The organism is Sphingopyxis bauzanensis, from assembly GCF_002205675.1.
Classification (GTDB): Bacteria; Pseudomonadota; Alphaproteobacteria; order Sphingomonadales; family Sphingomonadaceae; genus Sphingopyxis; species Sphingopyxis bauzanensis.
The window spans coordinates 317,638-339,603 of the sequence record NZ_NISK01000004.1; the positions used below are offsets into that span (position 1 = coordinate 317,638).

A 21,966-nucleotide genomic window follows, 5' to 3' on the forward strand; every position below is an offset into this window, starting at 1 on the left:
CTTCAGGGGTTGAGTCGGCCATGGCCTCGCGCTCTCTCCTACACCGCCCCGCCGCGACCGCGCTGCCCGCCGACGACAGCATCCCGCTTCACGAACGTGTCCGCCACCGCGCGCTGTTGACCGTCGCGGTCATGGGGGCGTCGGTCATGCAGATCCTCGACACGACGATCGCCAATGTCGCGATCCCTCATATGCAATCGGCGCTGGGCGCGACGAGCGAGACGGTGACGTGGGTGCTCACCAGCTATATTTTGGCGAGCGCGGTCGCGATGCCGATCACGGGCTGGCTGGCCGATCGGATCGGGCGGCGCGAGCTGTTCCTGATCGCGATTTTCGGCTTCATCGTCGCGTCGATGGCCTGCGGCGCGGCACAGTCGCTGGACCAGATGGTCGCGTTTCGCTTTTTGCAGGGCGTTTTTGCGGCCTTTATCGGGCCGCTGTCGCAGGCGGTAATGCTCGACATCAACCCACCCGAGCGCCATGCGCGCGCGATGTCGATCTGGGGCATGGGAATCATGATCGGGCCGATCGTCGGCCCCGTTCTGGGCGGCTGGCTGACCGAGCAGGCGAGCTGGCGCTGGGTCTTTTATGTCAACCTGCCGTTCGGACTGCTGACGCTGGCGCTGATGTGGGCGCTGCTGCCGGCGACGAAAAAGACGAGCCGCCGGTTCGACCTGTTCGGCTTTTCGATGCTCGCGCTCGGGCTGGCGGCGCTGCAATTGATGCTCGACCGCGGCGCGCATGCCGACTGGTTCGACAGCGTCGAAATCTGGATCGAATGCGGCGTCGCGGTCGCGTGCTTGTGGATGTTCGTGGTGCATATGTTTACCGCGCACGCGCCGCTGTTCAGTCGCGCGATGCTGGCCGACCGCAATCTGGTCACCGCGATGGGATTCATGGTCGTCGTCGGGGTGGTGATGTTCGCGTCGATGGCGCTGTTGCCGCCGATGTTGCAGAATCTGTTCGGCTGGCCGGTGATCGACACCGGGCTGGCGCTGGCGGTGCGCGGCATCGGCATTTTGATGAGCATGGCGGTTGCCGGGCGCCTGCTCGGCAAGGTCGATCCGCGCTGGCTGGTCGGTACCGGCCTCGCGATCGCCGCATTTTCGTTGTGGCAGATGAGCCACTGGTCGCTGGCGATGGGCATGGAACCGGTGATCGTCAGCGGGCTGGTGCAGGGGCTGGGCATGGGGCTGATCTTCATCCCGCTCAACACGATGGCGTTCGCGACGATCGCGCCGCAATATCGCACCGACGGATCGAGCCTGCTCAACCTGTTCCGCAGCCTGGGCGCGTCGATCGGCATCTCGATCGTCACCACCCTGCTGGGGTCGAATATCCAGACGAGCCACGCCGACCTGTCGGCGCATGTCACCAACAGTTCGGTCAGCATACTCGACCCGTCGACCGCCGACCGGTTCGGCATCGCGGGCGAAACAGCGCTGGCGATGGTCAATGCCGAGATCAACCGGCAGGCGGCGATGGTCGCCTATATCGACAACTTCTGGGCGATGATGTGGATGACGCTGGCGGCGGTGCCACTGGTGCTGTTGCTGCGGCCGCCGAGGCCGGGTGGGCCGGTGGCGTCGGTGGCGGATTTGGGGCATTAGGTTGAGGCTGCTTTGGGGTGGGAAGCCAGCGTAGCCGATCCTCCCCGGAACGGGGAGGGGAGGATCGGCCATGTCCGCAATCGGTCGCTACCCTTCTATGCAGGGGAATCGGGTGAACAAGTCATCGTGAGATAATTGCGGCGAGGAAGTCATCATCCCAAGCTGCGACTTTTCTTCTGAGCCGCATCGAGTCTTTTCCCGGAGCGGATCGCAGTAGATTGTGCGCCATGTGCTTTATGGTGGTGAAGTTTGCAGGTGCATGCTCCGTGCGCACCCGGCATTCGTCATCGCGAAAGACCATATCCATAACCCAATGGAGACTGTTTTCGATCGCCCAGTGATGGCGCACGATGGCACCAAGCTGCTCGGCGGGCAGCTGCACCGAGGTTAGGTAGAGGCGGGTTTCGTGGGTGGCTTTGTCGCCTGTCTCGCGGATACTGTCGACGATGACGACGGCCTTCAGGCCGGGCCATCCATGGTCCTTGGGAAGCCAGTCGAGATTGTGGATGACGGTGGTCGCCCTGGTCTCGATGCGGCCATGGTCGCCATCGACCGTCGTGTTTTGGCTGATCTTGCACTCATGGAAGTTGCGCTCTTTCTGCTCGGCTACGAACAGCGCGACATCCTCGTGCAGAGCCGCCTGGTTCCCCTTGAGCGCCAGGACATACTCGGCCTTCTTGTCGAGGATCGTCTGAGCAATCACGCGTTGGCAGCCCATAGCGTCGATTGTCACGACGGCACCCTCGATATCCATCATGGCCAGTAATCGGGGGATAGCAGTGATCTCGTTCGACTTCTCGTCGATCTTGACCTGGCCCAGCACTAACCGTTGGCGAGCGGCAAATGCCGAGACCATATGGATCGCTGCCTTGCCGCCCGCCTTGTCGTGCGAACGACGCGATGTCTTGCCGTCGATTGCAATGACCTCGGCACAGGTCCCGGTGAGCGAGGCGACCCACTTCACAAAGCACTGCTGGAACTGTTCGGCATCGAGCGTCGCGAAGATGTCACCAAGGTGATCGTGCGAGGGCGTGCCGGCAGCAAAGGGACGAAATCGCTGCAGAAAATCCAGCTTTTTCTCTCCAAAGCGGGCGATGTCGACGAATGTCTCCGCACCCGCCAAAACGCCCAGCAGCGCCAAAAGCAATATCTCCTCAAGCGGATACATCACCTTCGCCAGTTGGCGACCATCGACCAACTCACGGAAATGATCCAGAAAAACCACCGCCTCGCCAAGCGCTCCGCTCGACTGATCACCACTGTCCATCACAATATCCCCGCGTCCAAATCTGAGGATTTGCATAGATTCAGCAATTCACGCGTTTGTCGCCTCTTCTTTCACCCGATTGCCCTGCCCTTCTATGCCCCCGCCCTTGTCAAAGACCCGGCCTCCCCCTATCCCCGCGAACCGTGCCTTCGGGTGCCCGCTGCCGGGTGCCGCCACCAAAGATCGCTTCCGCTGAGCCCTCTCCCAGCCACGCCCTATGTCGAACAGCTCAGCATCGGGGCGGGGCGGCGTTCGCTTGCCATCGGCTTGTCTGTCCTGATCCCGGCGCTGCTGCTGTTGATGCTGCTGACCTTTGGCGTGGAAGAGCCGCCGGTGGTCAAGGAGGAGTGGGTCAGTGTGGTCAGCATCGCCGCGCCGCAGGCGGCCGAAGAGGCCGCCGAAGCGAGCCCGCGCGAGAGCCAGCGAGCCGAGACCGAGCCTCTGCCTGAGCCACCAACGCCCAACGAACCGGTGCCGCCAAAAGCCGCCGAGCCGCTCACTGCACCGCAACCGCCCGCACCGCCCCAGCCCCCACTGCCGCCGACGACGGTCCCCCGGATCGGGGCCCGCCCGCCGGGCGGGCAGGTCTACGGACCGCCCAATACAGGGGGGACGTCCTCATCCTCTCGCGACACCGAACGGGTGGGGACGGCGCCGAATGGCGAGCCGCTCTATGCCGCCGCCTGGTACCGCGAGCCGAGCAACGACGAATTGCGCGGCTATTTATCGACCGCCGACGGCCCCGGCTGGGGCCTGATCGCCTGCCGAACCGCGCCCGATTTCCGCGTCGAGGATTGCGTCGGGCTGGACGAATATCCGACCGGATCGCGGATCATGCGCGCGGTGCTCGCCGCGGCCTGGCAATTCCGGGTCCGGCCGCCGCGGCTGGGCGGGAAGCCGATGGTGGGGGCGTGGGTTCGGATCCGGATCGATTATGGGCTCCGGCGGCGGTAGTTAGAGCTGATTGAAGCCGGGGAGCGATCTTGCCATTCTCCCGTCGGGAGAGGGATACGAAGGCTTGGTTCCGCAGCAATTTAGCCGAAGTTGGGTGAGGGGATCACCCATCGTCTAAAAAAACTAACTGCAAACACCCTCACCCAACCCTCTCCAAAGGGGCCCCTGAGAGGGAGGGGTTGGGGTGAGGGGTGGGTGCGAGCGATAGCGAGCCGAGGCAGAGCTCCACCTTCGGGGGCTACCTACCCCAAGCCCCTCCCTAGTATGGAGGGGAGAAGAGAGGCCCGCGTCCGCTCGTCACCGAAAGAAACAATTCACGCCCGCGAACAGTGCATCGATCTTTGCCGCGTCGCCCGGCGAGGCGAATATGCCGCCGACGACATTCTCGCCGGTGCCGATGCTGAATTCCTCGCCCAGCGTGCTGTCCTCGACGGCGATGATCGACACCGACTCGCCCGCCTTGGCGCGCGTCGTGCCGATGGCGATGCCGCTCGCCGTCGAATAGGCGGCTGCGCCGGGTTCGTTGCCGAGGAACCAACCGGCGAATTTGTCGTCCTGAAAATTCAGCGTCATCGCGTCATAGCGGGTGAATTGCATCGGGCCGGCGCCGCATTCGTCATTGGTGCTGCGATCGTCTTCCTTGCCCGCAACATTCGCCAGCGCCGCCTCGGCCTGCGCGCGCGGGACGCCGAATGCGAGCAGGCTGGCCTTGCCGCTGGTCTTGTCGATAAAGCGCAGCCCCTCGCCATCAAGGCTGACCGCGGTGGTTGCGGCGGCGGGGCCGTCGGCTTTCGCTTCGGGGACCGGGGGCGCGGTGATCTCGCTCGCGGCGGGGGTCTTTTCAGGCGCCGGTTTGCAGGCGGCGAGCAGCGCCACCATCGCGAGGGTCATCATACTACGCATCGCCTATCTCCTCCGCCGGACCAGCAGCACCAATATCGCACCCAGCACTGCCAGCGCCATATCCTTTTGCGCGTCCCAGATGTCGCCCTGCTGGCCATTGTAGCGGTCGGCAGTCTCGCCTGCGGCGACGATGGTCAGCAGCCATTCGAAGATTTCGTAAAGGCAGGAAGTGGACAAGACCCAACCCAGCACGGTTAACGCGGCGCCGCGCTTGCCGAGCCCGCCCCACCGCCGCGCGATCTCCGCCACCGGGATCACCGACAGCGCGCCAAAGGCGAAATGGACGAGGCGGTCATAATGGTTGCGGGTCCAGCCGAAGGCGTCGGACAGGCTGGTGCCGGTCAATGCCCGCGACCAGGCGTCGTAAGGGACACTGCTGTAGGCATAGCGGCCGCCGAGGGTATGGAGCGCCATGAAGGCGACGATGCAAGCAACTGCGGGGGTGGATAGCGGCCAGCTGCGGAGCAGCGCAGGGGCGGCGACGAGCAGCAGCATTGTCGGAATATGCTGGAGTAGCGCGATTTCGGGATAGGGTTGCTCGATTTGCACGAGCAGCAGCAGGATAAGGAGGACGCCGAGCAGGCGGCGCTGGGCGCGCTGGGTCGTGGAAGCGGCTTCGGTCATCCCGTCCCCCTATCCGTTCGTGTCGAGCGAAGTCGAGACTCCGTGAAGACTAGCACGAACGGGACGCATGTCGATTTCGCTCGGTGCAAAGGGAATTTGAGAGCTGAGCAGGAGTTTATAGGCGGTCACCAGCGCAGCGACATGCAGCTGAGCCCGGCATCGATGCGCGCAATCTGGTCGGTCGGGAGCGGACGGCAATCGATGCCGCGCGCTGTGAGCATCGCGCGCGTTGCGCGCCAGCGGGCGCCGACGAGAACGGTGCTGCAGACGCGCAGGATATTGGCGGCGGGGTTTTCGCCAAGCGGGGTGAGCACGACTTCGAGCCCAGCGAATTGCGGGCAGCTCGCCATTTCGGGGACCGCGAGGATCGTGTTTGCGTCGATCAGGCCGCAGCCCGTCTTGAAGTGGAGGACGCCGGGCGGTGTTTCGGCGATTTCGGCGCGGTAGTCGAGCGTTTCGAGCAGCTTTGCCAGTTCGGTCGCGCCCGAGCGGTCGGTGCGGTCGGACAGGCCGATGATCACCCGGTCGGCGAGGCGCAGCACGTCGCCGCCGTCGGCGTAGCCGGGGCCGGTCATTTCGAGCAGCTGTGCATGATGGAAGCCGAGCGCGGCGCGGATATGCGCGACCTCGCCCGCGCGAGTGGGGGCACCGGGGCGGAGCAGGATCGCGCCCTCCGGAAAAGTCAGCGCGACGTCTTCGGTGAAGAGCGCGTCGGGGAAGTCATCGAGCGGCGGGAGGACGTCGACGGTCAGGCCGAGGTCGCGCAGGGTCGCGACATAGGCGGCATGCTCGGCGGCGAGACCCGCGAAGACGGGATCGGGGCCGCCGTCGGCACGGATGCCGTGGATCGCCGAGGGGGCGGGGGCGCGGCAGAGCGCGTGGGTGAATATGCAGGGGGCAGAATTCATCTGCCTCCCTTAGTCGTTCGCATCGAGCGAAGTCGAGATGCCGCGAGGGCGCGCACCGACGATGGGTGTCTCGACTTCGCTCGACACGAACGGAATTCGGAAGGGGGATTAGCCCTTTTTCAGATGCCGCCGCCCCAGCAATTCCGCGATCTGCACCGCGTTGAGCGCCGCGCCCTTGCGGAGGTTGTCCGAGACGCACCACAGGTTGAGGCCGTTCTCGACCGTCGGATCCTCGCGAACGCGCGATACGAAGGTCGCGAAGTCGCCGACGCATTCGACGGGGGTGATGTAGCCGCCGTCCTCACGCTTGTCGTGGAGGACGACGCCGGGGGCTTCGCGCAGGATGCGCTGGGCGTCCTCGGCCGACAGTTCGCGCTCCATCTCGATGTTGATTGCTTCCGAATGGCCGACAAAGACGGGGACGCGGACGCAGGTCGCGGTGACCTTGATCTTGGGATCGAGAATCTTCTTGGTCTCGACGACCATCTTCCACTCTTCCTTGGTCGACCCGTCGTCGAGGAAGCTGTCGATGTGCGGGATGACGTTGAAGGCGATCTGCTTGGTGAACTTCTGGATGTCCTTTTCGTCGCCGACGAAGATCTGGCGCGTCTGGTTCCACAGTTCATCCATGCCCGCCTTGCCGGCGCCGCTGACCGACTGATAGGTCGAGACGACGACGCGGGTGATCGTGGCGGCGTCGTGGAGCGGCTTCAGCGCGACGACCATCTGTGCGGTCGAGCAGTTGGGGTTGGCGATGATGTTGCGCTTGGTATAGCCGTCGATCGCGTCGGGGTTCACCTCGGGCACGATCAGCGGCACGTCGGGGTCCATGCGGTACAGCGAGCTATTGTCGATCACGACGCAGCCTGCCGCCGCGGCCTTGGGTGCGTGGACCTTCGTCGCTTCGCTGCCGATCGCAAAGATCGCCATGTCCCAGCCGGCCCAGTCGAAATTGTCGATATTCTGGCATTTCAGCGTACGGCCAGTGTCACCGATTTCGACGTCGGTCCCCTGACTGCGCGACGAGGCGACGACCGCCAGTTCGTCGATCGGGAATTCGCGCTCGGTAAGGATGGCGAGCACTTCGCGCCCGACATTGCCCGTCGCGCCGGCGACAACGATCCGATAACCCATGATGAAATCCCGTTCTGAAGATGATGTGCTGAAACGAAAAACGACCGGTTCTGCGCTTTGGCGGAACCGGTCGTTTTGGAAAGCTGTTTTCGCTTGGGGTTGGGAAAGTCTCCCTTAGCCCTCGCTGGCTTCCGGCCGGTAGTCGCGGCGCTCCGCAATACGCGCCGATTTACCAGTGCGGCCACGAAGATAATAAAGCTTCGCACGACGCACGGCACCCTTGCGGATGACAGTAATGCTGTCGAGGTTGGGCGAGTACAGCGGGAACACGCGCTCGACACCTTCGCCGAACGACATTTTGCGCACGGTGAAGTTGGAGCCCATGCCCTTGTTCGAGCGCGCGATGCACACGCCTTCGAAATTCTGGACGCGAGTGCGTTCGCCTTCGACCACTTTCACGCCGACTTTCAGCGTGTCGCCGGGGCGGAAGGTCGGAATGGTTTTTGCCGCTTTGGCAATTTCTTCGGCTTCGATCGTCTGGATGAGGTTCATGCCTCTAGTCCTTTTCTTTTCGCCGCGCGCCAGAGGCAGGTCGGGCCCGAGCATCGATATGACGCTCCCAAAGGTCCGGCCTGCGTAACCGTGTGTGATCTTCCGCCTGTTGTTTCCGCCAGGCCGCGATCTTCGCATGATCCCCCGATCGCAGCACTTCGGGGATCGTGCGCCCTTCCCATTCGACGGGCCGGGTATAGTGCGGATATTCGAGCAAGCCGTTTTCAAACGACTCATCGTCCCCGCTAGAAGCCGCGCCCATTACGCCGGGAAGCAGCCGAATGCAAGCGTCGAGCAGCAACAGCGCCCCCATCTCGCCGCCCGATAGGATGATGTCGCCCATCGACACCTGTTCGATCGGCCGCGCGTCGAAGATGCGCTCGTCGAAACCCTCGAACCGGCCGCAGAGGATGATCGCCCCCGGCCCGACCGCGAGGTCGCGCACGCGGCGCTGGGTGATCGGCGTGCCGCGGGGAGTCATGGCGAGGATCGGGAGGCCCGGATGCGCCGCGACCGCATGGTCGAGCGCCGCCGCCAGCACATCGGCCTTGAGCACCATCCCCGCTCCGCCGCCCGCGGGCGTGTCGTCGACGGTGCGGTGCTTGTCGGTCGAAAAATCGCGGATCTGCACCGGTGCGCACGCCCACGTCCTGCTCTCGAGCGCGCGCCCCGCCATGCTGTGTCCCAGCGGGCCGGGGAAGATATCGGGATAAAGCGTAAGGGGAACGACAGTGAAGGTCATGGCAGCGGATGCCATAGCGCCTCGGGCAACAGATGACGATCCTTCGCGAGTTCGACGCGCAGCCATTCGCGGAAGCGTTCGATCTTGCGGACGCCGACGCGGTTTTCGCGGTGGACGAGATAATGCGCGGTGCCGGGCAGAAAGAGCGTGTCGAACGGCTGGACCAGTCGCCCGGCGTCGAGTTCGACGCGCCACAGCAGCGGCGTCATCATCGCGATACCGTAACCGCTCTGCACCGCGCTCGCCTCCTGCAACTGGCTGTCGAGTTCGATGCCACTGCGCTGAGGCGGCGGCACGGTAGCGACGCCCGCGGCGGCGAACCAGCCCGCCCACCAAGGGTCGTTGGGCGCCAGTCGGTCGACGTTCAGCAAATCGGCGGGCGACGCGATGTGATTGACGTTCAGAAAGCCAGGCGCGCAGATCGGGGTCACATGGCTGCGGTAGAGAAAATTGGCCCGCAGGCCGGACCATCCGCCAAGGCCCACCCGAATTGCGACATCGACATTGGTGGCGTTGAAATCGACCAAATCATTGTTCATCAGCATGCGCACTGCAAGGTCGGGATAGGCCAGCTGGAACCCGCCGATCCGCGCGCTGAGCCAAGTGCCGCCAAAGGTCGTCATCGCGCTGATCGTCAGCACATCGGCCTCGTCATTGCCCAGCGCGGCAAACGCGTCGCCCATCGCGCCAAAGGCGCCGGAGATTGCAGGAAGCAGCCGCTTGCCGGTTTCGGACAGCCGCACCCGCCCCTTGGCGCGCACGAACAAGGCGCGGCCAAGCCGATCTTCCAATTGGCGCACCTGATAACTGACCGCCGCCTGCGTCAGCCCAAGCTCCTCGGCGGCGCGCGAGAAGTTTTCCAGTCTTCCCGCGGCTTCGAAGGTCCGGATCGCAGCGAGGGGCGGCAGCTTCGGCATCGCCAGTCTATAAGCTTAACTTATGATATGACGCAAAGCTTTTGTTGGCGGAGCGCACGGCAAAGGCGCATCTGGCAAGCATCGGATCAGCAGGAGATGTGTGATGAAAGACGAACTTTGGATGCGGACCTGGGCCGAGGGCCATCCCCGTTTCAGCGATGATTTGCACTATGGCCTGTTGTGGCTGGTCGCCCGGTTCCGGCGTATCGGTGTCCGGATTGCGCGACCTGCCCCCGTTGCGGAAACGATGCCTTTGCCGGTGACCCAGCGCGATGCAACATGACCCTGTACCACAAGGCCAGTTAATAATGAAAACGGACAAGCCATAGCCGCAAGCTGGTCGAAGGGAGTCCCCGCCCCCTGGGCGCCCTTCGACCAGCTCGCGGCTATGGTTTGGCATCAAGCCCATTTCCCCAACGCACCGTTAACCAAAAATCAGCCGCTGCGCGCCTAGCGTCCGCCGTTAAACATGACGGGGGTCGCATGGCGGAAGGTGCGCGAATTTTGGCGTTGGGCGCGGGGCTGTTGGCCGCCGCTGCGCCAGCGCGTGCGCAATCTTCGTTCGCCGATGCGACCAGCATGACCTGGGACGGAGTGCTCACCGGCATCTTCCTGGGCCTGCTGCTGTTCTCGCTTGCCTATAATGCGGTATTCTATCGCCTGCTGCGCGAACGCTTCCTGATCTGGCAGAGCGTGCGCGCGCTGTCCTATTTTGCGCTCACGGTCGCGCTGTCGCCGCTGGCGATGGGGCCGTGGCTGGCGCCCGACAGTTTTGCGCGCCAAGTGTGGATCACCATCTTCTTTGACCTGAGCCTGGTCGTATCGGGCGTATTTCTGCGATCCTATCTCGAGCCGGGGATGGTCGGCCCGCGGCTTTATCGCTGGCTCGGCTGGCCGCCCGCCCTGATCCTGCTGACGACCCCGGCGACGGTCATGCCCGACGCGGACACCTATATGATGCTGCGCAGTGCCGTGCTGGTCGCGATGCTGGCGCTGTGCGCGGCGGCGGTCGTGATCGCGCTGAAGCGCGGCAGCCGCACCGCACGCTATCAGGCGGCAGCGTGGAGCGGCATTGGCGGGGTTTATGGTGTCAGCCTGTTCTACGACATCGTGTTGGGGCAGCCGTTCGACAGTTTTCTGTTCTTACTGTTCCCGGCGCTCGGGCTGGAAGTGATGCTCACCGCGTTCGGCATCCTCGATCGCCTGATGCGCTTGCGCCGCGAGCGGCAGGAGGCGCGCGCGCAGGCCGAGGCGATGCGGATCATCGCGCACACCGATCCGCTGACCGGGCTGCCCAATCGGCGGGCAATCGAAGAAAGCTACAACGACGAACCGCCGGTCGCGATTGCGCTGGTCGACCTCGACCATTTCAAGGCGATCAACGATCATCATGGCCATGACGTCGGCGACCGGGTGATCTTTGCCGCCGGGGTGGCGCTGGGATCGGGATCGGCGCTGGCGGCGCGGGTTGGCGGCGAGGAATTTGCGTTACTGTTCCGCGGCGCGCCAGCCGCCGTCGCGATCGAGGCCGAACGGCTGCGCCAGCGGATCAGCGCCTATGTCAAACAGATGGTGCCGCTGCTGGAACGTCCGGTGACCGCGAGCATGGGACTGGTCCATATCGGCCGCGACACGAGTTTCGGCGCCGCGATGAAGTCGGCCGACATCAACCTGTACGCCGCCAAGGAAAGCGGGCGCAATCGGGTGGTGTTTATCGAGGCGGCTTGAGGGCGGACATCAGGGTACCGCAACGCGGAGGCGCAGCGCCTGAATGGTCGCCGGAGTCGTCGGCGCCAACAACAACAACCCGTCGAGTTTGCCCTTCGCGCAATTGAGGCGAAACGCCGCCGACAGCGCGCCGGTCGGCGCCAGCGGTTCGGCGATTGGGCAATCGCCGACTTCGGCTTTCAGCTTTGCCAGTTCGGCCGCCCAACTTTCCGCCGATCGGTCCAGCAGGAAATTCATCGCCAGCTTGCCGTCGAGGGGGACGAGCGTCCCGGTGTCGTAAGCAGCGCGGATCGCGGCAAAAGCATCTGTCACAGCGGGCGTCAGCCGCTCCGCGCGGCCGGTCAGCAACCCCGCCTTGTCCATCGCCACGGCACTGTCCCACGCGGGCGCTGACGGCCCGGCATAGGTGCGGTTCGACAATGCAAATACGCCGACGCCATGATCAGGCATCAGCATCACATGGCTGCCATAGCCGGGATAGCCGCCGCCATGCGCCAGCGTCAGCCCGAGGTCGCAATCCTGCGCGACGCGCCAGCCCATCGCATAGGCCGCCGCCTGCTTGCACGCAGCGGCGCCGCTCGCACCGATGCGGTTCGCCACCGCCATGAAATTAAGCCCCTGCACCATTTCGCGTACCGTCGCACGCTTGACCGGACCCGTGTCGGTGTCGTCGCGCGCCGGCCAGGCCGAGAGCAGGAAGGCGACCCATTTGGCATAGTCATTCGCGCTGACCTGCATCCCGCCCATCGCGTTGAACGCGCCGTCGATCATCTCGGGCTCGGGCGCCCAGGCATCATTTTCCCAGCGATAGCCGCGGGCGTAATGGGCCTTCGGGGTTTTGGTCACATCGAAGCCGCTGCTCGTCATGCCGAGCGGGGTCAGGATCGCCTGCCGGACATAGTCCGCATAAGCCATGCCCGAAGCATTGGCGATAATCCGCCCGAGCAGCGCATAGCCATAGTTGGAATATTCGAACGCAGACTGCGGCGCGCGGCTGAACGGCACCCCGGCGGCGATCATTTTTGTGAAGTCCTGCTGCGACAAAATCTGTTGCCGGTCGCCCCATGGGTCGTCGGTGACGAGTCCGCCGAGGTGGTGGAGCAGGTCGCGGACGCGGATGCGCGGGCTGTCCTTGGTCGGATAGACCCAGCGCTCCATTTCAGGGGCATGCTGTTCGGCGAGGTCGTCGAGGCGCAGCTTGCCGTCGTCGCGCAGCTTGAGAATCGCCAGCGCGGTGAACGCCTTGGTCATCGACGCGATGCGAAACCGGCTGTCGGCCGTGACCGCGCGCTTTTCGGTCAGATCCTGGAGGCCGACGCCTTTCACATAGGCGAGCTTGCCGTCCTTGACGACGCCATAAACCATGCCGGGGATATGCGCGTCGGCCTGATATTTCGCGAACAGCGCGTCGATTTCGGGGGCGATCTGGTCGAGCGTTTTGGGCGCAGGATCCTCAGCCTGCGCCGGAAGCGGCGCCAGCAACAATGTCAAAGCCAAGCCCAATGTCCAACGCATATTCTGCCTCCCCTAGGATGCGAGGATGCTATCAGCGCGCCAAAGCAGCGACAACGGGCGATAAGATGCCGGTTGGTTTATTCGACGAACGCGGCGTCGATCGTCACGCCGTCGTCGGTCCATATCGGCACCGCGCGCACATTCATCGGCACCATGAAGCGCTTGCCGTCAGGTCTGGCGATTTCGAGGATGTCGCCGGCGCCGAAATTGTCGATCGCGACGACTTCGCCGATCGCGCTGCCATCGGTCGACACGCACGGCAGCCCGAGCAGGTCGTGATGGTAATATTCGCCCTCGCCCAGCGGTGGCAGCGCCGAGCGCGGCACGGTCAGCACTGTACCGCGCAGCGCCTCGGCGCCGCTGCGGTCCGTGATTTCGGCAAAGGTGGCGACCGCGCCCTGATTGGCGGGGCGGATCGACTTCAGGGTCAGCTTGCGGTCGCCCGCCGCAAAAACGGAAAAGGCGCGGAGGGTTTCCGCGCCTTCACCGAATAGCTTGAGGCGGACCTCGCCCCGCACCCCGTGCGCGCCGGCGATGGCGGCAAGGGTGACGGGGCGGTCAGCGTTGGCCAAGGCTTAGGCCTTGGCTGCTTCTTCGCCAGCTTCTTCAGCGGGCGCTTCTTCGGTAGCAGCTTCTTCGGCAACCGGGCCGCCTTCCGAAACTTCTTCGGCGATCGCGGTCGCGTCTTCGGCGGTCGCGTCGGCGGGAACGTCGTCAGCCACGGCTTCGGCAACGGCTTCGGCAGTGTCTTCGCTCTTCACCGAACCGGTCGCATCCGATTCAGCAGCTTCGGGAGCAGCTTCTTCAGCGGCGGGCGCTTCGGCAGCAGCCTCTTCAGCCGGAGCAGCTTCCTCAACCGCTTCCGGTTCGGGTGCCGGAGCGGCGGCAGCTGCAGCGGCGGCTTCTTCGGCGTCAGCCAGCTTCTGCGCCTTTTCTTCGGCGCGTTCCTTGGCCTTTTCGCCGGGGACAGCCTTGTTCGGGTTGTTGCGCGCGGCGCGTTCCTGGACACCAGCGGCGTCGAGGAATCGGGCGACGCGGTCACTGGGCTGGGCGCCGACGCTCAGCCAATGCTTCGCGCGATCGGTGTCGAGCTTGATACGCTCGGGATTGTCCTTGGCAAGCAGCGGGTTGTAGCTGCCGATGCGTTCGATGAAGCGGCCGTCGCGCGGGCTGCGCGAGTCAGCAACAACGATCTTGTAATAAGGACGTTTTTTCGAACCGCCGCGTGCAAGGCGAATAGCAGTAGCCATGATATTTTCCTTTTGTCTGTAAACCTAAATTTGGGTGTAATTACTTCTTTTTATTCATAAAATTCGCAAGTTCTGGCGGAATGGATCCGCCGCCGCCAAGGCCAGGCATGCCGCCCATGCCGGGAATGCCGCCGCCCTTGCCGAACAGTGCGCCGAGGCCTTTCAGCCCGCCCATCTTGCGGATCTTTTTCATCGCGCCGGCCATTTCCTGGTGCATCTTCAGCACCTTGTTGACCTGTTGCACCGTGGTGCCCGAGCCGTTGGCGATGCGGATCTTGCGCTTCGCGGTCAGGATTTCGGGCTTCGCGCGTTCCTTGGGGGTCATCGACCCCATGATCGCATCGAAATGGATGAGCATTTTGTCGTCGGCGGCGCCCTGCGCCATCGCGACTTGCGCCTTTTTGATCCCCGGGATCATGCCCGCGAGCGCGCCGAGGCCGCCCATGCGGCGCATCTGGTTGAGCTGGGTTCTGAGGTCGTTGAGGTCGAACTGGCCCTTGGCCATCTTCGCCGCCATCGCCTCGGCCTCGTCGGCCTGGATCGTTTCGGCGGCGCGCTCGACGAGGCTGACGACGTCGCCCATGCCCAGGATGCGGCCGGCGATGCGCGAAGGCTGGAAGAGTTCGAGCCCGTCGAGCTTCTCGCCCGTACCCGCAAATTTGATCGGTTTACCGGTTACAGCGCGCATCGACAGCGCCGCGCCCCCGCGCGCGTCGCCGTCCATGCGGGTGAGCACGACGCCGGTGAGCGGCACCTGATCGCTGAACCGCTGCGCGACCTGCACCGCGTCCTGCCCGGTCAGGCTGTCGACGACGAGCAGGGTTTCGGTCGGCGTCGAGGCGCGCGACACCGCCTGCATCTCGTCCATCAGCTGCTGGTCGACGTGAAGACGGCCCGCGGTGTCGAGCATCAGAACGTCGAAACCCTGCAGCTTAGCGGCCTGCATCGCGCGCTGGGCGATCTCGACCGGGCCCTGGCCCGCGATGATCGGCAAAGTCGCGACGTCGATCTGGGTGCCGAGGACGGCGAGCTGTTCCTGCGCGGCGGGACGATTGACGTCGAGGGACGCCATCAGCACCTTTTTGCGCTCTTTTTCCTTGAGCCGCTTCGCGATCTTGGCGGTGGTCGTGGTTTTGCCCGAGCCCTGCAGGCCGACCATCATGATGACCGCCGGGGGCGCGACGTTGAGGTCGAGCTCGGCGGTTTCGGAGCCGAGCATTTCGGTCAGCGCGTCGCTGACGATCTTGACGACCTGCTGCCCCGGGGTGACCGAGCGCAGGACGTTCTGGCCGATTGCGAGGTCGGTGACCTGATCGACGAAGCTGCGCACAACGGGCAGCGCGACGTCGGCCTCGAGCAGCGCGATTCGTACTTCGCGCATCGCGGCGCGCACGTCGGCCTCGGTCAGCGCGCCGCGACCGCGGAGCTTTCCGAAAACATCGCCCAGCCGATTGCTCAGACTATCGAACACCGCCACAAATCCTTTGTTTCGACGCCCGCAACGCAAAACACGCCGGTGAGCGAAACCTCGCCAACCAGCGGTTATCCGTGGACACAACTTCCGTCGCGGATATCGATATGTTCGTTCGCAAGATGCGGCCGAACGGGGCGCCATTACACCGATCCCCCGGTAAAGGCAAGCGAGCGAAACCGGCGCCGACTTAACCCAAATTTCACCGCTTGGCGTGCATGAGGGCGTCGATGGTGGGGAAAAGCCAAATGATCGAAACGCTCAAACAGTCGGACCGCAGCACCGGAGCCAAGCGCGACGTCGTCGCCGGCGGCATCGTGGTCGCCGCGATCCTGCTGTTCGTCGGCACCGGCAGCACGGTCATGCAGGCGGTCGTCAATACGATGATCGGGATCGGCGGCGGACCCGATCGCGCGCTGGCCGCGGCGATGGTGCTCAATGTCGCGCTGATCCTGTTCGGCTGGCGCCGTTACGAAGACCTGAACCGCGAGATCCGCGAGCGCACCGAAGCCGAACAGCGGGCGCGCTATCTGGCCGATACCGATCCACTGACCGGCTTTCTCAATCGCCGGTCGCTGCTCGCCACCGGTCAGCAGCAGATCGCAAAGGCGATTGCCGACAAGCGCCACGTCGCGCTGTTCCTGCTCGACCTCGACCATTTCAAGACGGTCAACGACATCCACGGCCATGCCGCCGGCGACCGCGTGCTGCAGGTGGCCGCCGAGCGCATGTCGGCGATCCTGCCGCCCAATGCGACCAAGGCGCGGCTGGGTGGCGACGAGTTCGTCGCGATGCTGGCGTTCGAACCATCAGCCCGCGCAACGATCGACGCGCTTGCCGCCGAACTGGTCGCCGCGCTCGAAACTTCGGTGACCCACGATGCACAGCAAATTCGCATTGGCGCCTCGCTCGGCATCGCGCTCGCCGACGATGCCAGCGTGACGATGGAGACCATGGTGCGCCAGGCTGACATCGCAATGTACAATTGCAAGGACGAAGGGCGGAACCGCTTCTGCTGGTTCGAACCCGGCATGGAAATGGCGGTGCAGGTCCGCAACCAGATCGAAACCGGCATCCGCGAGGGCATGCCGCGCGGTGAATTCGTGCCGCATTTCGAACCTCAGGTCGACATCGCCAGTGGCCGTCTGGTCGGTTTTGAGATGCTGATGCGTTGGGAATCGCTTGAATATGGCATGATTCCGCCCGAGCGTTTCATCCCGGTCGCGGAGGAAAGCGGCCTGATTGGCGAATTGTCGCTGCAGGTTATCCGGCATGCGATGGAGATCGCCAAAAGCTGGGATCCGTCGATCCTGCTTGCCGTCAATATTTCGCCGCAGCAGTTGAAAGACCCGTGGTTCAGCCAGAAGCTGACCAAGCTGCTGGTCGAGGTCGGTTTTCCGGCGAGCCAGCTTGAGGTCGAGATTACCGAAAGTTCGCTGTTCGAGAATCTGCCGCTCGTCCGCTCGATCGTCACCAGCCTGAAGAATCAGGGCGTATCGCTGAGCCTCGACGATTTCGGCACCGGCTATAGCTCGCTGTCGCACTTGCGCGCGCTGCCGTTCGACCGGATCAAGATCGACCGCAGCTTTGTCGCCGCGATGCGCGGCAGCCCCGATGCGCAGGCGATCGTCGTCGCGATCGTGCGGCTGGGCGAAAGCCTGGCGATGCCGATCACCGCCGAGGGCGTCGAGGACGAAGCAACCGCGATCGAACTGACCCGGCTCGGTTGCGCCAAGGGCCAGGGCTGGTATTTCGGCCGCGCCGCGTCCGCCGCCGACACCGAACGCCTGCTCGCCGACCGGGGGCTGCTCCGCACGTCGATGCTGCCGCCGACGAGCCCCGACACGGGGTCGGACACGGGGGGCGCAGAACCGCTGCGCAAGACGGCTTAGCTCGCACCGCCGCCCCCCGCGCAGGCGAGGGCCGCTGTCGGCCTTACCCTACGTGGCTACGTAACCCTCTAGCGGCCCCCGCCTGCGCGGGGGCGACGGAAACGGCCTCGCTAGACTTCCCTGCCCTGCCCCCTTACATGCGCGGGATATGGCGGACCGCTTCACCAAGATGCATGGCCTCGGCAATGATTTTGTCGTCATCGACGCGCGCACCAGCGCGGTCGAGATGACCCCGGCGCGCGCGCATGCGATCGCCGACCGGCGTCATGGCATCGGGTGCGACCAGCTGATCCTGCTCGAACCATCGACCAAGGCCGATGTGCGGATGCGCATCTTCAACGCCGACGGCGGCGAGGTCGAAGCGTGCGGCAATGCGACGCGCTGTGTCGCAACGCTGATCGGCCAGCCCGCGGTGATCGAAACGCTGGGCGGCATGCTCCGTGTCACCCCGGCGGACGGCGGCGCCGAGGTCGTACTGGGCGAACCGATGTTCGACTGGGAGCTGATTCCGCTCGCGATGCCAATGGATACGCGCGACATGCCCGTGGCTTGGGACGAGCTGGAGCATGGCGCCGCGGTCAATGTCGGCAATCCGCACATTGTGTTTTTTGTCCCCGAGGCCGACGCCGTCGCGCTCGACGAGCTGGGTCCGCGGATCGAGACCGACCCGCTGTTCCCCGAGCGTGTCAACGTCAATGTCGCCAGCCTCGACGGTGACAACCAGTTGCAACTGCGCGTGTGGGAGCGCGGCGTTGGGCTGACGCAAGCTTGCGGGACCGGCGCCTGCGCCACCGCGGTCGCCGCGATCCGCGCCGGACTGGTCGAATCGCCGGTCACCGTGGCGTTGCCCGGCGGCGACCTGGTCATCCGCTGGGCGCCGGGCGAGCCAATCGTGATGAGCGGCGCGGCGACGCGGGTGTATGAGGGCGAAACCGACTGGGCGCAGTTCGGATGAGCGCTGCGGTCATCGACGGCGTTGAAGTCGTCAATTTTGGTTGCCGGTTGAACATTGCCGAGGGCGAGGCGATCCTCGGCGCGGCGCGTGAAGCTGGAGCGCGCGATACGATTATCTTTAACAGCTGCGCGGTGACCGACGAAGCGGTGCGGCAGGCGCGGCAGGCGGTGCGGCGGGCCTTGCGTGAGCGCCCCGGCGCGGATGTGGTCGTGACGGGGTGTGCGGCGGAGCTGGAGGCTGGGCGCTTTGCGGACATGGACGCGCGGGTTGTGCGCAACGATGCCAAGGGATTGGTTGAGAGCTATCTTCCCACTTCTCCCCCGTTCCCCCGCGAAGGCGGGGGTCCATCTCCTGCCATCGCGTCAGCAAACGAAGGGCGACGGGTAGACGAGAGCGTAGGCGATCGGCCCCTGCCTTCGCAGGGGCGCAGCTTGCCTTACACGCCCGCGCTCTCCGGCGCCGCCCACGCCCGCGCCTTTCTTGGCGTCCAGACGGGCTGCTCGCACAGCTGCACCTTTTGCGCGACCGTCATGGCGCGCGGGACCGCGCGGTCGGCGACGGTTCACGCGGTGGCTGATGCCGCGCGCATCGCGATCGACCGCGGCCAGCGTGAAATCATCCTGACCGGGGTTGATCTGGCGAGCTATGGCGACGACAGCGGTACAACGCTGGCGGCGCTGGTCGAAGCGTTGCTCGCCCTGCCGATCGAGCGCCTGCGACTGTCGTCACTCGACCCGAATCGCATCAACGACCGCCTGTTCGCGCTGCTGACGCAGGAACTGCGCCTGATGCCGCACGTCCACCTGTCGCTGCAGGCGGGCGACGATATGGTGCTGACCCGCATGAAGCGCCGGCACCGCCGCGCCGACGCCGTGGCGCTCGTCGGGCGGCTGAAAGCCGCAAGGCCCGAAATTGCGATTGGCGCCGACCTGATCGCCGGATTTCCGACCGAGGATGATGCCATGTTCGCCAATTCGCTGGCCCTGATCGACGATTGCGACATCGTCTTTGGCCATATCTTTCCGTACAGCGCGCGCGCCGGAACCGCGGCCGCGCGCATGCCGCAGGTCGGCCGGGCGGTGGCGCGCGACCGGGCGGCCATACTGCGGGCATCCAATATGCGGCGGCGCCACGCCTGGCTTGACGCCCAAGCGGGAACGACGGCGAGCATGCTGGTCGAACGCGACGGGCTGAGCGGTCATGCCGCGAATTTTGCCGCGCTGACGCTGAGTGCGCCTGCTGCCGCGGGTATGATCGTTCCGGTTCAAATCGGGGCGCGCGAGGGCGACCGGCTGACCGCCACGGAGATTGCAGCATGAGCGGGCAAAGCTGGAGCGACCGGCTGCTTGGCGGCTTCAAACGCACGTCGGAGCGGCTGGGCGAGAATCTTGCCGGGCTGACCGGCAAGGCGCGGCTCGACGAGGATGATCTCGACCGCATCGAGGAAGCGCTGATCACCGCCGACCTTGGCCCCGCCATGGCGGCCCGTATCCGCGAGCGCCTCACCGCGCGGCGCGATGCGGTGGCGGGCGGGGTCGAGGAGTTGCGCAAGATCGTCGCCGAAGAAATCGCCGCGGTGCTGCGCCCGGTGGCCGAACCGCTCGACATCGACGCCTTTCCGCGTCCGCAGGTCATCCTGGTGATCGGGGTCAACGGGTCGGGCAAGACCACCACCATCGCCAAGCTGGCGCACCTGTTCCAGGAACAGGATTATGGCGTCATGCTGGTCGCGGGCGACACGTTTCGCGCCGCGGCGATCGGCCAGCTGAAAGTGTGGGCCGAACGGCTGGGCGTGCCCATCATGACCGGGCCGGAGGGCGGGGACAGCGCCGGGATCGTGTTCGACGCGGTAAAAAAGGCGACCGCAACCGGCATCGACGTCCTGATCGTTGATACCGCCGGGCGGCTTCAGAACAAGCGCGAGTTGATGGACGAGCTCGCCAAGATCAAGCGCGTGCTCGGGCGGCTCAATCCCGCCGCGCCGCACGATGTCGTGCTGGTGCTCGACGCGACGACGGGGCAGAATGCGCTGGCGCAGATCGACGTGTTCCGCGAGGTCGCGGGGGTCACGGGGCTGGTGATGACCAAGCTCGACGGCACCGCGCGCGGCGGGGTGCTCGTTTCGGCGGCCGAGCAGCATGGCCTTCCCATCCACGCGATCGGCATCGGTGAAACCATCGACGACCTTCGTCCGTTCGATGCGAACGAGATCGCCGCCATTATTGCAGGAAACATCCGATGACCGCCGCCCCCGTCGACATTCCCCCAAGCGGCCCCGAGGCGATCCCCGTAGCGCCGCCCGCCAAGCATGGCTGGCTGAATTTCGTGATCGACTTCGGGCCGCTGCTCGTCTTTTTCCTCGCCTATAAATTCTCGTCGGACGGCGAAGGCGCCTTTGCCGCGACCGCCGCGGCGATCAAGGGGACGGTCGCCTTCATGGTCGCGATCGTCATCGCGATGGTGGTGTCGAAGTGGAAGCTGGGCAAGATTTCGCCGATGCTGTGGATGTCGAGCATCCTCGTCATCGGCTTTGGCGCGCTGACGATCTGGTTTCACGATGAACGCTTTATCGTGATGAAACCGACGATCATCTATGGCGCCTTTGCCGTGCTGTTGCTGGGCGGTTGGTGGTTCAAGAAACCGATGCTCAAATATCTGCTGCAATCGGCGCTGGAGGGTTTGACCGACCGCGGCTGGTTGCTGCTGTCGCGCAATTGGGGTCTGTTCTTTGCCGCGCTCGGCGTCGTCAATCATGTGATGTACGAGATGATCCAGGCGAAGCAGATGAGTTTTGACCTGTGGCTGACGGTCAAGGTGTGGGGGATCACCGCGCTGTCGTTCCTGTTCACGCTGACCCAGGTGCCGGTGATGCTGAAGAACGGGCTCGCCATCCCCGACGAACCGGCGACCGACAAAAGTTGAGTCCGACCCCCAACGCTGGCATAGCGGGCGCCATCGGTTCGGGGTCGCGGCCCTGCCGGATAACGAGGGGGAATGAATATGGATAAATTTTTCGGCAATCTGCACGCGGTGCTGGGCGTAGGGCTGGTGCTTTCGATCGTCCTGATGCTGGGTTTGAACGGCCAGAATTTCGAGGACGGCATGGCCGCCGCCAATGCGGTGATGCGCTGGCTGCACACCTTCTTTGGCGTGCTGTGGATCGGCCTGCTTTATTATTTCAACTTCGTCCAGATTCCGACGATGCCGAAAATCCCGGCCGAACTGAAACCCGCGGTCGGCAAGCATATCGCCCCCGCCGCGCTGTTCTGGTTCCGCTGGGCGGCGCTGGCGACCGTTGTGCTAGGCGTCGCGATCGCGGGCCATGCGCAATATCTGGCGCCTGCGCTGGGACTGCAGGATCCGTACAAGCTGATCGGTGTCGGCATGTGGCTCGGGCTGATCATGGCGTTCAATGTATGGTTCGTGATTTGGCCGAACCAGAAGAAGGCGCTCGGCATCGTCGAGGCCGACGATGCGACCAAGGCCAAGGCAGCCAAGACCGCGATGATCTTTTCGCGCACCAACACCTTGCTGTCGATTCCGATGCTCTATGCCATGGTGAACTTCAGCTAAGTTAGCCAGCGACGTTTAGAAAAGGGGCGCG

General features: G+C 64.7%; 21 protein-coding genes and 1 pseudogene. 10 read left to right on the forward strand and 12 right to left on the reverse strand.

The features are described from left to right. Positions 1-20 precede the first annotated feature (20 nt). Positions 21-1,610 (forward strand): MDR family MFS transporter, encoded by a 1,590-nt coding sequence (locus CDQ92_RS17005; RefSeq protein ID WP_088442869.1) that lies wholly within the window; start codon positions 21-23, stop codon positions 1,608-1,610. Positions 1,611-1,731: 121 nt separating this feature from the next. Here CDQ92_RS17005 and CDQ92_RS17010 read toward each other — a convergent pair whose 3' ends face one another. Beyond that, the gene (locus CDQ92_RS17010; protein WP_088440109.1) at positions 1,732-2,877 is read right to left on the reverse strand and encodes an ISAs1 family transposase; all 1,146 of its coding nucleotides are present in this window, start codon (positions 2,875-2,877) and stop codon (positions 1,732-1,734) included. Positions 2,878-3,144: 267 nt separating this feature from the next. Here CDQ92_RS17010 and CDQ92_RS17015 point away from each other — a divergent pair, with 267 nt between their 5' ends. After that, complete coding sequence (locus tag CDQ92_RS17015; protein WP_229667553.1) at positions 3,145-3,831, forward strand: hypothetical protein; 687 nt, start codon at positions 3,145-3,147, stop codon at positions 3,829-3,831. 297 nt (positions 3,832-4,128) lie between these two features. Here the strand turns inward: CDQ92_RS17015 and CDQ92_RS17020 are convergent, their stop codons facing one another. From CDQ92_RS17020 to CDQ92_RS17050, 7 genes are all read right to left on the reverse strand, one after another. Further along, positions 4,129-4,734: a hypothetical protein gene (locus tag CDQ92_RS17020; RefSeq protein ID WP_144035816.1), complete on the reverse strand. Its 606-nt coding sequence runs from the start codon at positions 4,732-4,734 to the stop codon at positions 4,129-4,131. A 3-nt stretch (positions 4,735-4,737) separates the two neighbouring features. Further along, the gene (locus tag CDQ92_RS17025; protein ID WP_088442873.1) at positions 4,738-5,358 is read right to left on the reverse strand and encodes a DUF2238 domain-containing protein; all 621 of its coding nucleotides are present in this window, start codon (positions 5,356-5,358) and stop codon (positions 4,738-4,740) included. A gap of 125 nt (positions 5,359-5,483) precedes the next feature. Continuing rightward, positions 5,484-6,266, reverse strand: coding sequence for a dimethylarginine dimethylaminohydrolase family protein (locus CDQ92_RS17030; RefSeq protein ID WP_088442875.1), 783 nt, complete (start codon positions 6,264-6,266; stop codon positions 5,484-5,486). A gap of 108 nt (positions 6,267-6,374) precedes the next feature. After that, positions 6,375-7,400, reverse strand: coding sequence for an aspartate-semialdehyde dehydrogenase (locus CDQ92_RS17035; protein WP_088442877.1), 1,026 nt, complete (start codon positions 7,398-7,400; stop codon positions 6,375-6,377). Positions 7,401-7,514: 114 nt separating this feature from the next. Continuing rightward, complete coding sequence (rplS, locus tag CDQ92_RS17040) at positions 7,515-7,892, reverse strand: 50S ribosomal protein L19 (protein WP_088442879.1); 378 nt, start codon at positions 7,890-7,892, stop codon at positions 7,515-7,517. A 4-nt stretch (positions 7,893-7,896) separates the two neighbouring features. After that, positions 7,897-8,634: a tRNA (guanosine(37)-N1)-methyltransferase TrmD gene (gene trmD, locus CDQ92_RS17045; protein WP_088442881.1), complete on the reverse strand. Its 738-nt coding sequence runs from the start codon at positions 8,632-8,634 to the stop codon at positions 7,897-7,899. Continuing rightward, positions 8,631-9,551, reverse strand: coding sequence for a LysR substrate-binding domain-containing protein (locus CDQ92_RS17050; protein WP_088442883.1), 921 nt, complete (start codon positions 9,549-9,551; stop codon positions 8,631-8,633). The genes trmD and CDQ92_RS17050 overlap by 4 nt, the downstream gene beginning before the upstream one ends. A 103-nt stretch (positions 9,552-9,654) precedes the next feature. On the opposite strand from CDQ92_RS17050, the gene CDQ92_RS17055 reads away from it, so the two are divergent. Both CDQ92_RS17055 and CDQ92_RS17060 read left to right on the forward strand, forming a co-directional pair. After that, on the forward strand, positions 9,655-9,834 hold the full coding sequence (locus CDQ92_RS17055) for a hypothetical protein (RefSeq protein ID WP_088442885.1): 180 nt from the start codon (positions 9,655-9,657) through the stop codon (positions 9,832-9,834). Between the two features lie 200 nt (positions 9,835-10,034). Beyond that, positions 10,035-11,279: a GGDEF domain-containing protein gene (locus CDQ92_RS17060; protein WP_088442887.1), complete on the forward strand. Its 1,245-nt coding sequence runs from the start codon at positions 10,035-10,037 to the stop codon at positions 11,277-11,279. A gap of 9 nt (positions 11,280-11,288) precedes the next feature. On the opposite strand, the gene CDQ92_RS17065 is transcribed toward CDQ92_RS17060, so the two are convergent. The 4 genes and pseudogenes from CDQ92_RS17065 to ffh form a co-directional block, all read right to left on the reverse strand. Then, positions 11,289-12,794 carry a serine hydrolase domain-containing protein gene (locus CDQ92_RS17065; protein ID WP_088442889.1) on the reverse strand — a complete coding sequence of 502 codons (1,506 nt, stop codon included), beginning with the start codon at positions 12,792-12,794 and terminating at the stop codon, positions 11,289-11,291. A gap of 77 nt (positions 12,795-12,871) precedes the next feature. Beyond that, positions 12,872-13,366, reverse strand: coding sequence for a ribosome maturation factor RimM (gene rimM, locus CDQ92_RS17070; RefSeq protein ID WP_088442891.1), 495 nt, complete (start codon positions 13,364-13,366; stop codon positions 12,872-12,874). A gap of 204 nt (positions 13,367-13,570) precedes the next feature. Continuing rightward, positions 13,571-14,044 (reverse strand): annotated as a pseudogene (rpsP, locus tag CDQ92_RS17075) (30S ribosomal protein S16); the annotation flags it as partial. 40 nt (positions 14,045-14,084) lie between these two features. Beyond that, positions 14,085-15,515 carry a signal recognition particle protein gene (gene ffh, locus CDQ92_RS17080; RefSeq protein WP_188682430.1) on the reverse strand — a complete coding sequence of 477 codons (1,431 nt, stop codon included), beginning with the start codon at positions 15,513-15,515 and terminating at the stop codon, positions 14,085-14,087. A 248-nt stretch (positions 15,516-15,763) separates the two neighbouring features. On the opposite strand from ffh, the gene CDQ92_RS17085 reads away from it, so the two are divergent. The 6 genes from CDQ92_RS17085 (at position 15,764) to CDQ92_RS17110 (ending at position 21,935) form a co-directional block, all read left to right on the forward strand. Beyond that, a complete protein-coding gene (locus CDQ92_RS17085; RefSeq protein WP_088443426.1) occupies positions 15,764-17,407 on the forward strand; it encodes a putative bifunctional diguanylate cyclase/phosphodiesterase in 1,644 nt (547 codons plus the stop codon). Positions 17,408-17,555: 148 nt separating this feature from the next. Beyond that, positions 17,556-18,362 (forward strand): diaminopimelate epimerase, encoded by an 807-nt coding sequence (dapF, locus tag CDQ92_RS17090; protein ID WP_088442897.1) that lies wholly within the window; start codon positions 17,556-17,558, stop codon positions 18,360-18,362. After that, the gene (locus tag CDQ92_RS17095) at positions 18,359-19,681 is read left to right on the forward strand and encodes a MiaB/RimO family radical SAM methylthiotransferase (RefSeq protein ID WP_088442899.1); all 1,323 of its coding nucleotides are present in this window, start codon (positions 18,359-18,361) and stop codon (positions 19,679-19,681) included. Before dapF ends, CDQ92_RS17095 begins: the two co-directional genes overlap by 4 nt. Continuing rightward, positions 19,678-20,604 (forward strand): signal recognition particle-docking protein FtsY, encoded by a 927-nt coding sequence (ftsY, locus tag CDQ92_RS17100; protein WP_088442901.1) that lies wholly within the window; start codon positions 19,678-19,680, stop codon positions 20,602-20,604. Before CDQ92_RS17095 ends, ftsY begins: the two co-directional genes overlap by 4 nt. After that, entirely contained in the window at positions 20,601-21,284 is a 684-nt protein-coding gene (locus tag CDQ92_RS17105; RefSeq protein ID WP_088442903.1) for an inner membrane-spanning protein YciB, read from the forward strand. Before ftsY ends, CDQ92_RS17105 begins: the two co-directional genes overlap by 4 nt. Positions 21,285-21,362: 78 nt before the next feature. Then, entirely contained in the window at positions 21,363-21,935 is a 573-nt protein-coding gene (locus tag CDQ92_RS17110; protein WP_088442905.1) for a urate hydroxylase PuuD, read from the forward strand. Positions 21,936-21,966 lie beyond the last annotated feature (31 nt).

What these genes read in the sequence shown, in the direction of transcription:
- CDQ92_RS17005 (WP_088442869.1), top strand. Translation starts at nt 21, where the DNA reads ATGGCCTCGCGCTCTCTCCTACACCGCCCCGCCGCGACCGCGCTGCCC.
- CDQ92_RS17010 (WP_088440109.1), bottom strand. Translation starts at nt 2,877, where the DNA reads ATGGACAGTGGTGATCAGTCGAGCGGAGCGCTTGGCGAGGCGGTGGTT.
- CDQ92_RS17020 (WP_144035816.1), bottom strand. Translation starts at nt 4,734, where the DNA reads ATGCGTAGTATGATGACCCTCGCGATGGTGGCGCTGCTCGCCGCCTGC.
- CDQ92_RS17025 (WP_088442873.1), bottom strand. Translation starts at nt 5,358, where the DNA reads ATGACCGAAGCCGCTTCCACGACCCAGCGCGCCCAGCGCCGCCTGCTC.
- CDQ92_RS17030 (WP_088442875.1), bottom strand. Translation starts at nt 6,266, where the DNA reads ATGAATTCTGCCCCCTGCATATTCACCCACGCGCTCTGCCGCGCCCCC.
- CDQ92_RS17035 (WP_088442877.1), bottom strand. Translation starts at nt 7,400, where the DNA reads ATGGGTTATCGGATCGTTGTCGCCGGCGCGACGGGCAATGTCGGGCGC.
- rplS (WP_088442879.1), bottom strand. Translation starts at nt 7,892, where the DNA reads ATGAACCTCATCCAGACGATCGAAGCCGAAGAAATTGCCAAAGCGGCA.
- trmD (WP_088442881.1), bottom strand. Translation starts at nt 8,634, where the DNA reads ATGACCTTCACTGTCGTTCCCCTTACGCTTTATCCCGATATCTTCCCC.
- CDQ92_RS17050 (WP_088442883.1), bottom strand. Translation starts at nt 9,551, where the DNA reads ATGCCGAAGCTGCCGCCCCTCGCTGCGATCCGGACCTTCGAAGCCGCG.
- CDQ92_RS17055 (WP_088442885.1), top strand. Translation starts at nt 9,655, where the DNA reads ATGAAAGACGAACTTTGGATGCGGACCTGGGCCGAGGGCCATCCCCGT.
- CDQ92_RS17060 (WP_088442887.1), top strand. Translation starts at nt 10,035, where the DNA reads ATGGCGGAAGGTGCGCGAATTTTGGCGTTGGGCGCGGGGCTGTTGGCC.
- CDQ92_RS17065 (WP_088442889.1), bottom strand. Translation starts at nt 12,794, where the DNA reads ATGCGTTGGACATTGGGCTTGGCTTTGACATTGTTGCTGGCGCCGCTT.
- CDQ92_RS17085 (WP_088443426.1), top strand. Translation starts at nt 15,764, where the DNA reads ATGATCGAAACGCTCAAACAGTCGGACCGCAGCACCGGAGCCAAGCGC.
- dapF (WP_088442897.1), top strand. Translation starts at nt 17,556, where the DNA reads ATGGCGGACCGCTTCACCAAGATGCATGGCCTCGGCAATGATTTTGTC.
- CDQ92_RS17095 (WP_088442899.1), top strand. Translation starts at nt 18,359, where the DNA reads ATGAGCGCTGCGGTCATCGACGGCGTTGAAGTCGTCAATTTTGGTTGC.
- ftsY (WP_088442901.1), top strand. Translation starts at nt 19,678, where the DNA reads ATGAGCGGGCAAAGCTGGAGCGACCGGCTGCTTGGCGGCTTCAAACGC.
- CDQ92_RS17105 (WP_088442903.1), top strand. Translation starts at nt 20,601, where the DNA reads ATGACCGCCGCCCCCGTCGACATTCCCCCAAGCGGCCCCGAGGCGATC.
- CDQ92_RS17110 (WP_088442905.1), top strand. Translation starts at nt 21,363, where the DNA reads ATGGATAAATTTTTCGGCAATCTGCACGCGGTGCTGGGCGTAGGGCTG.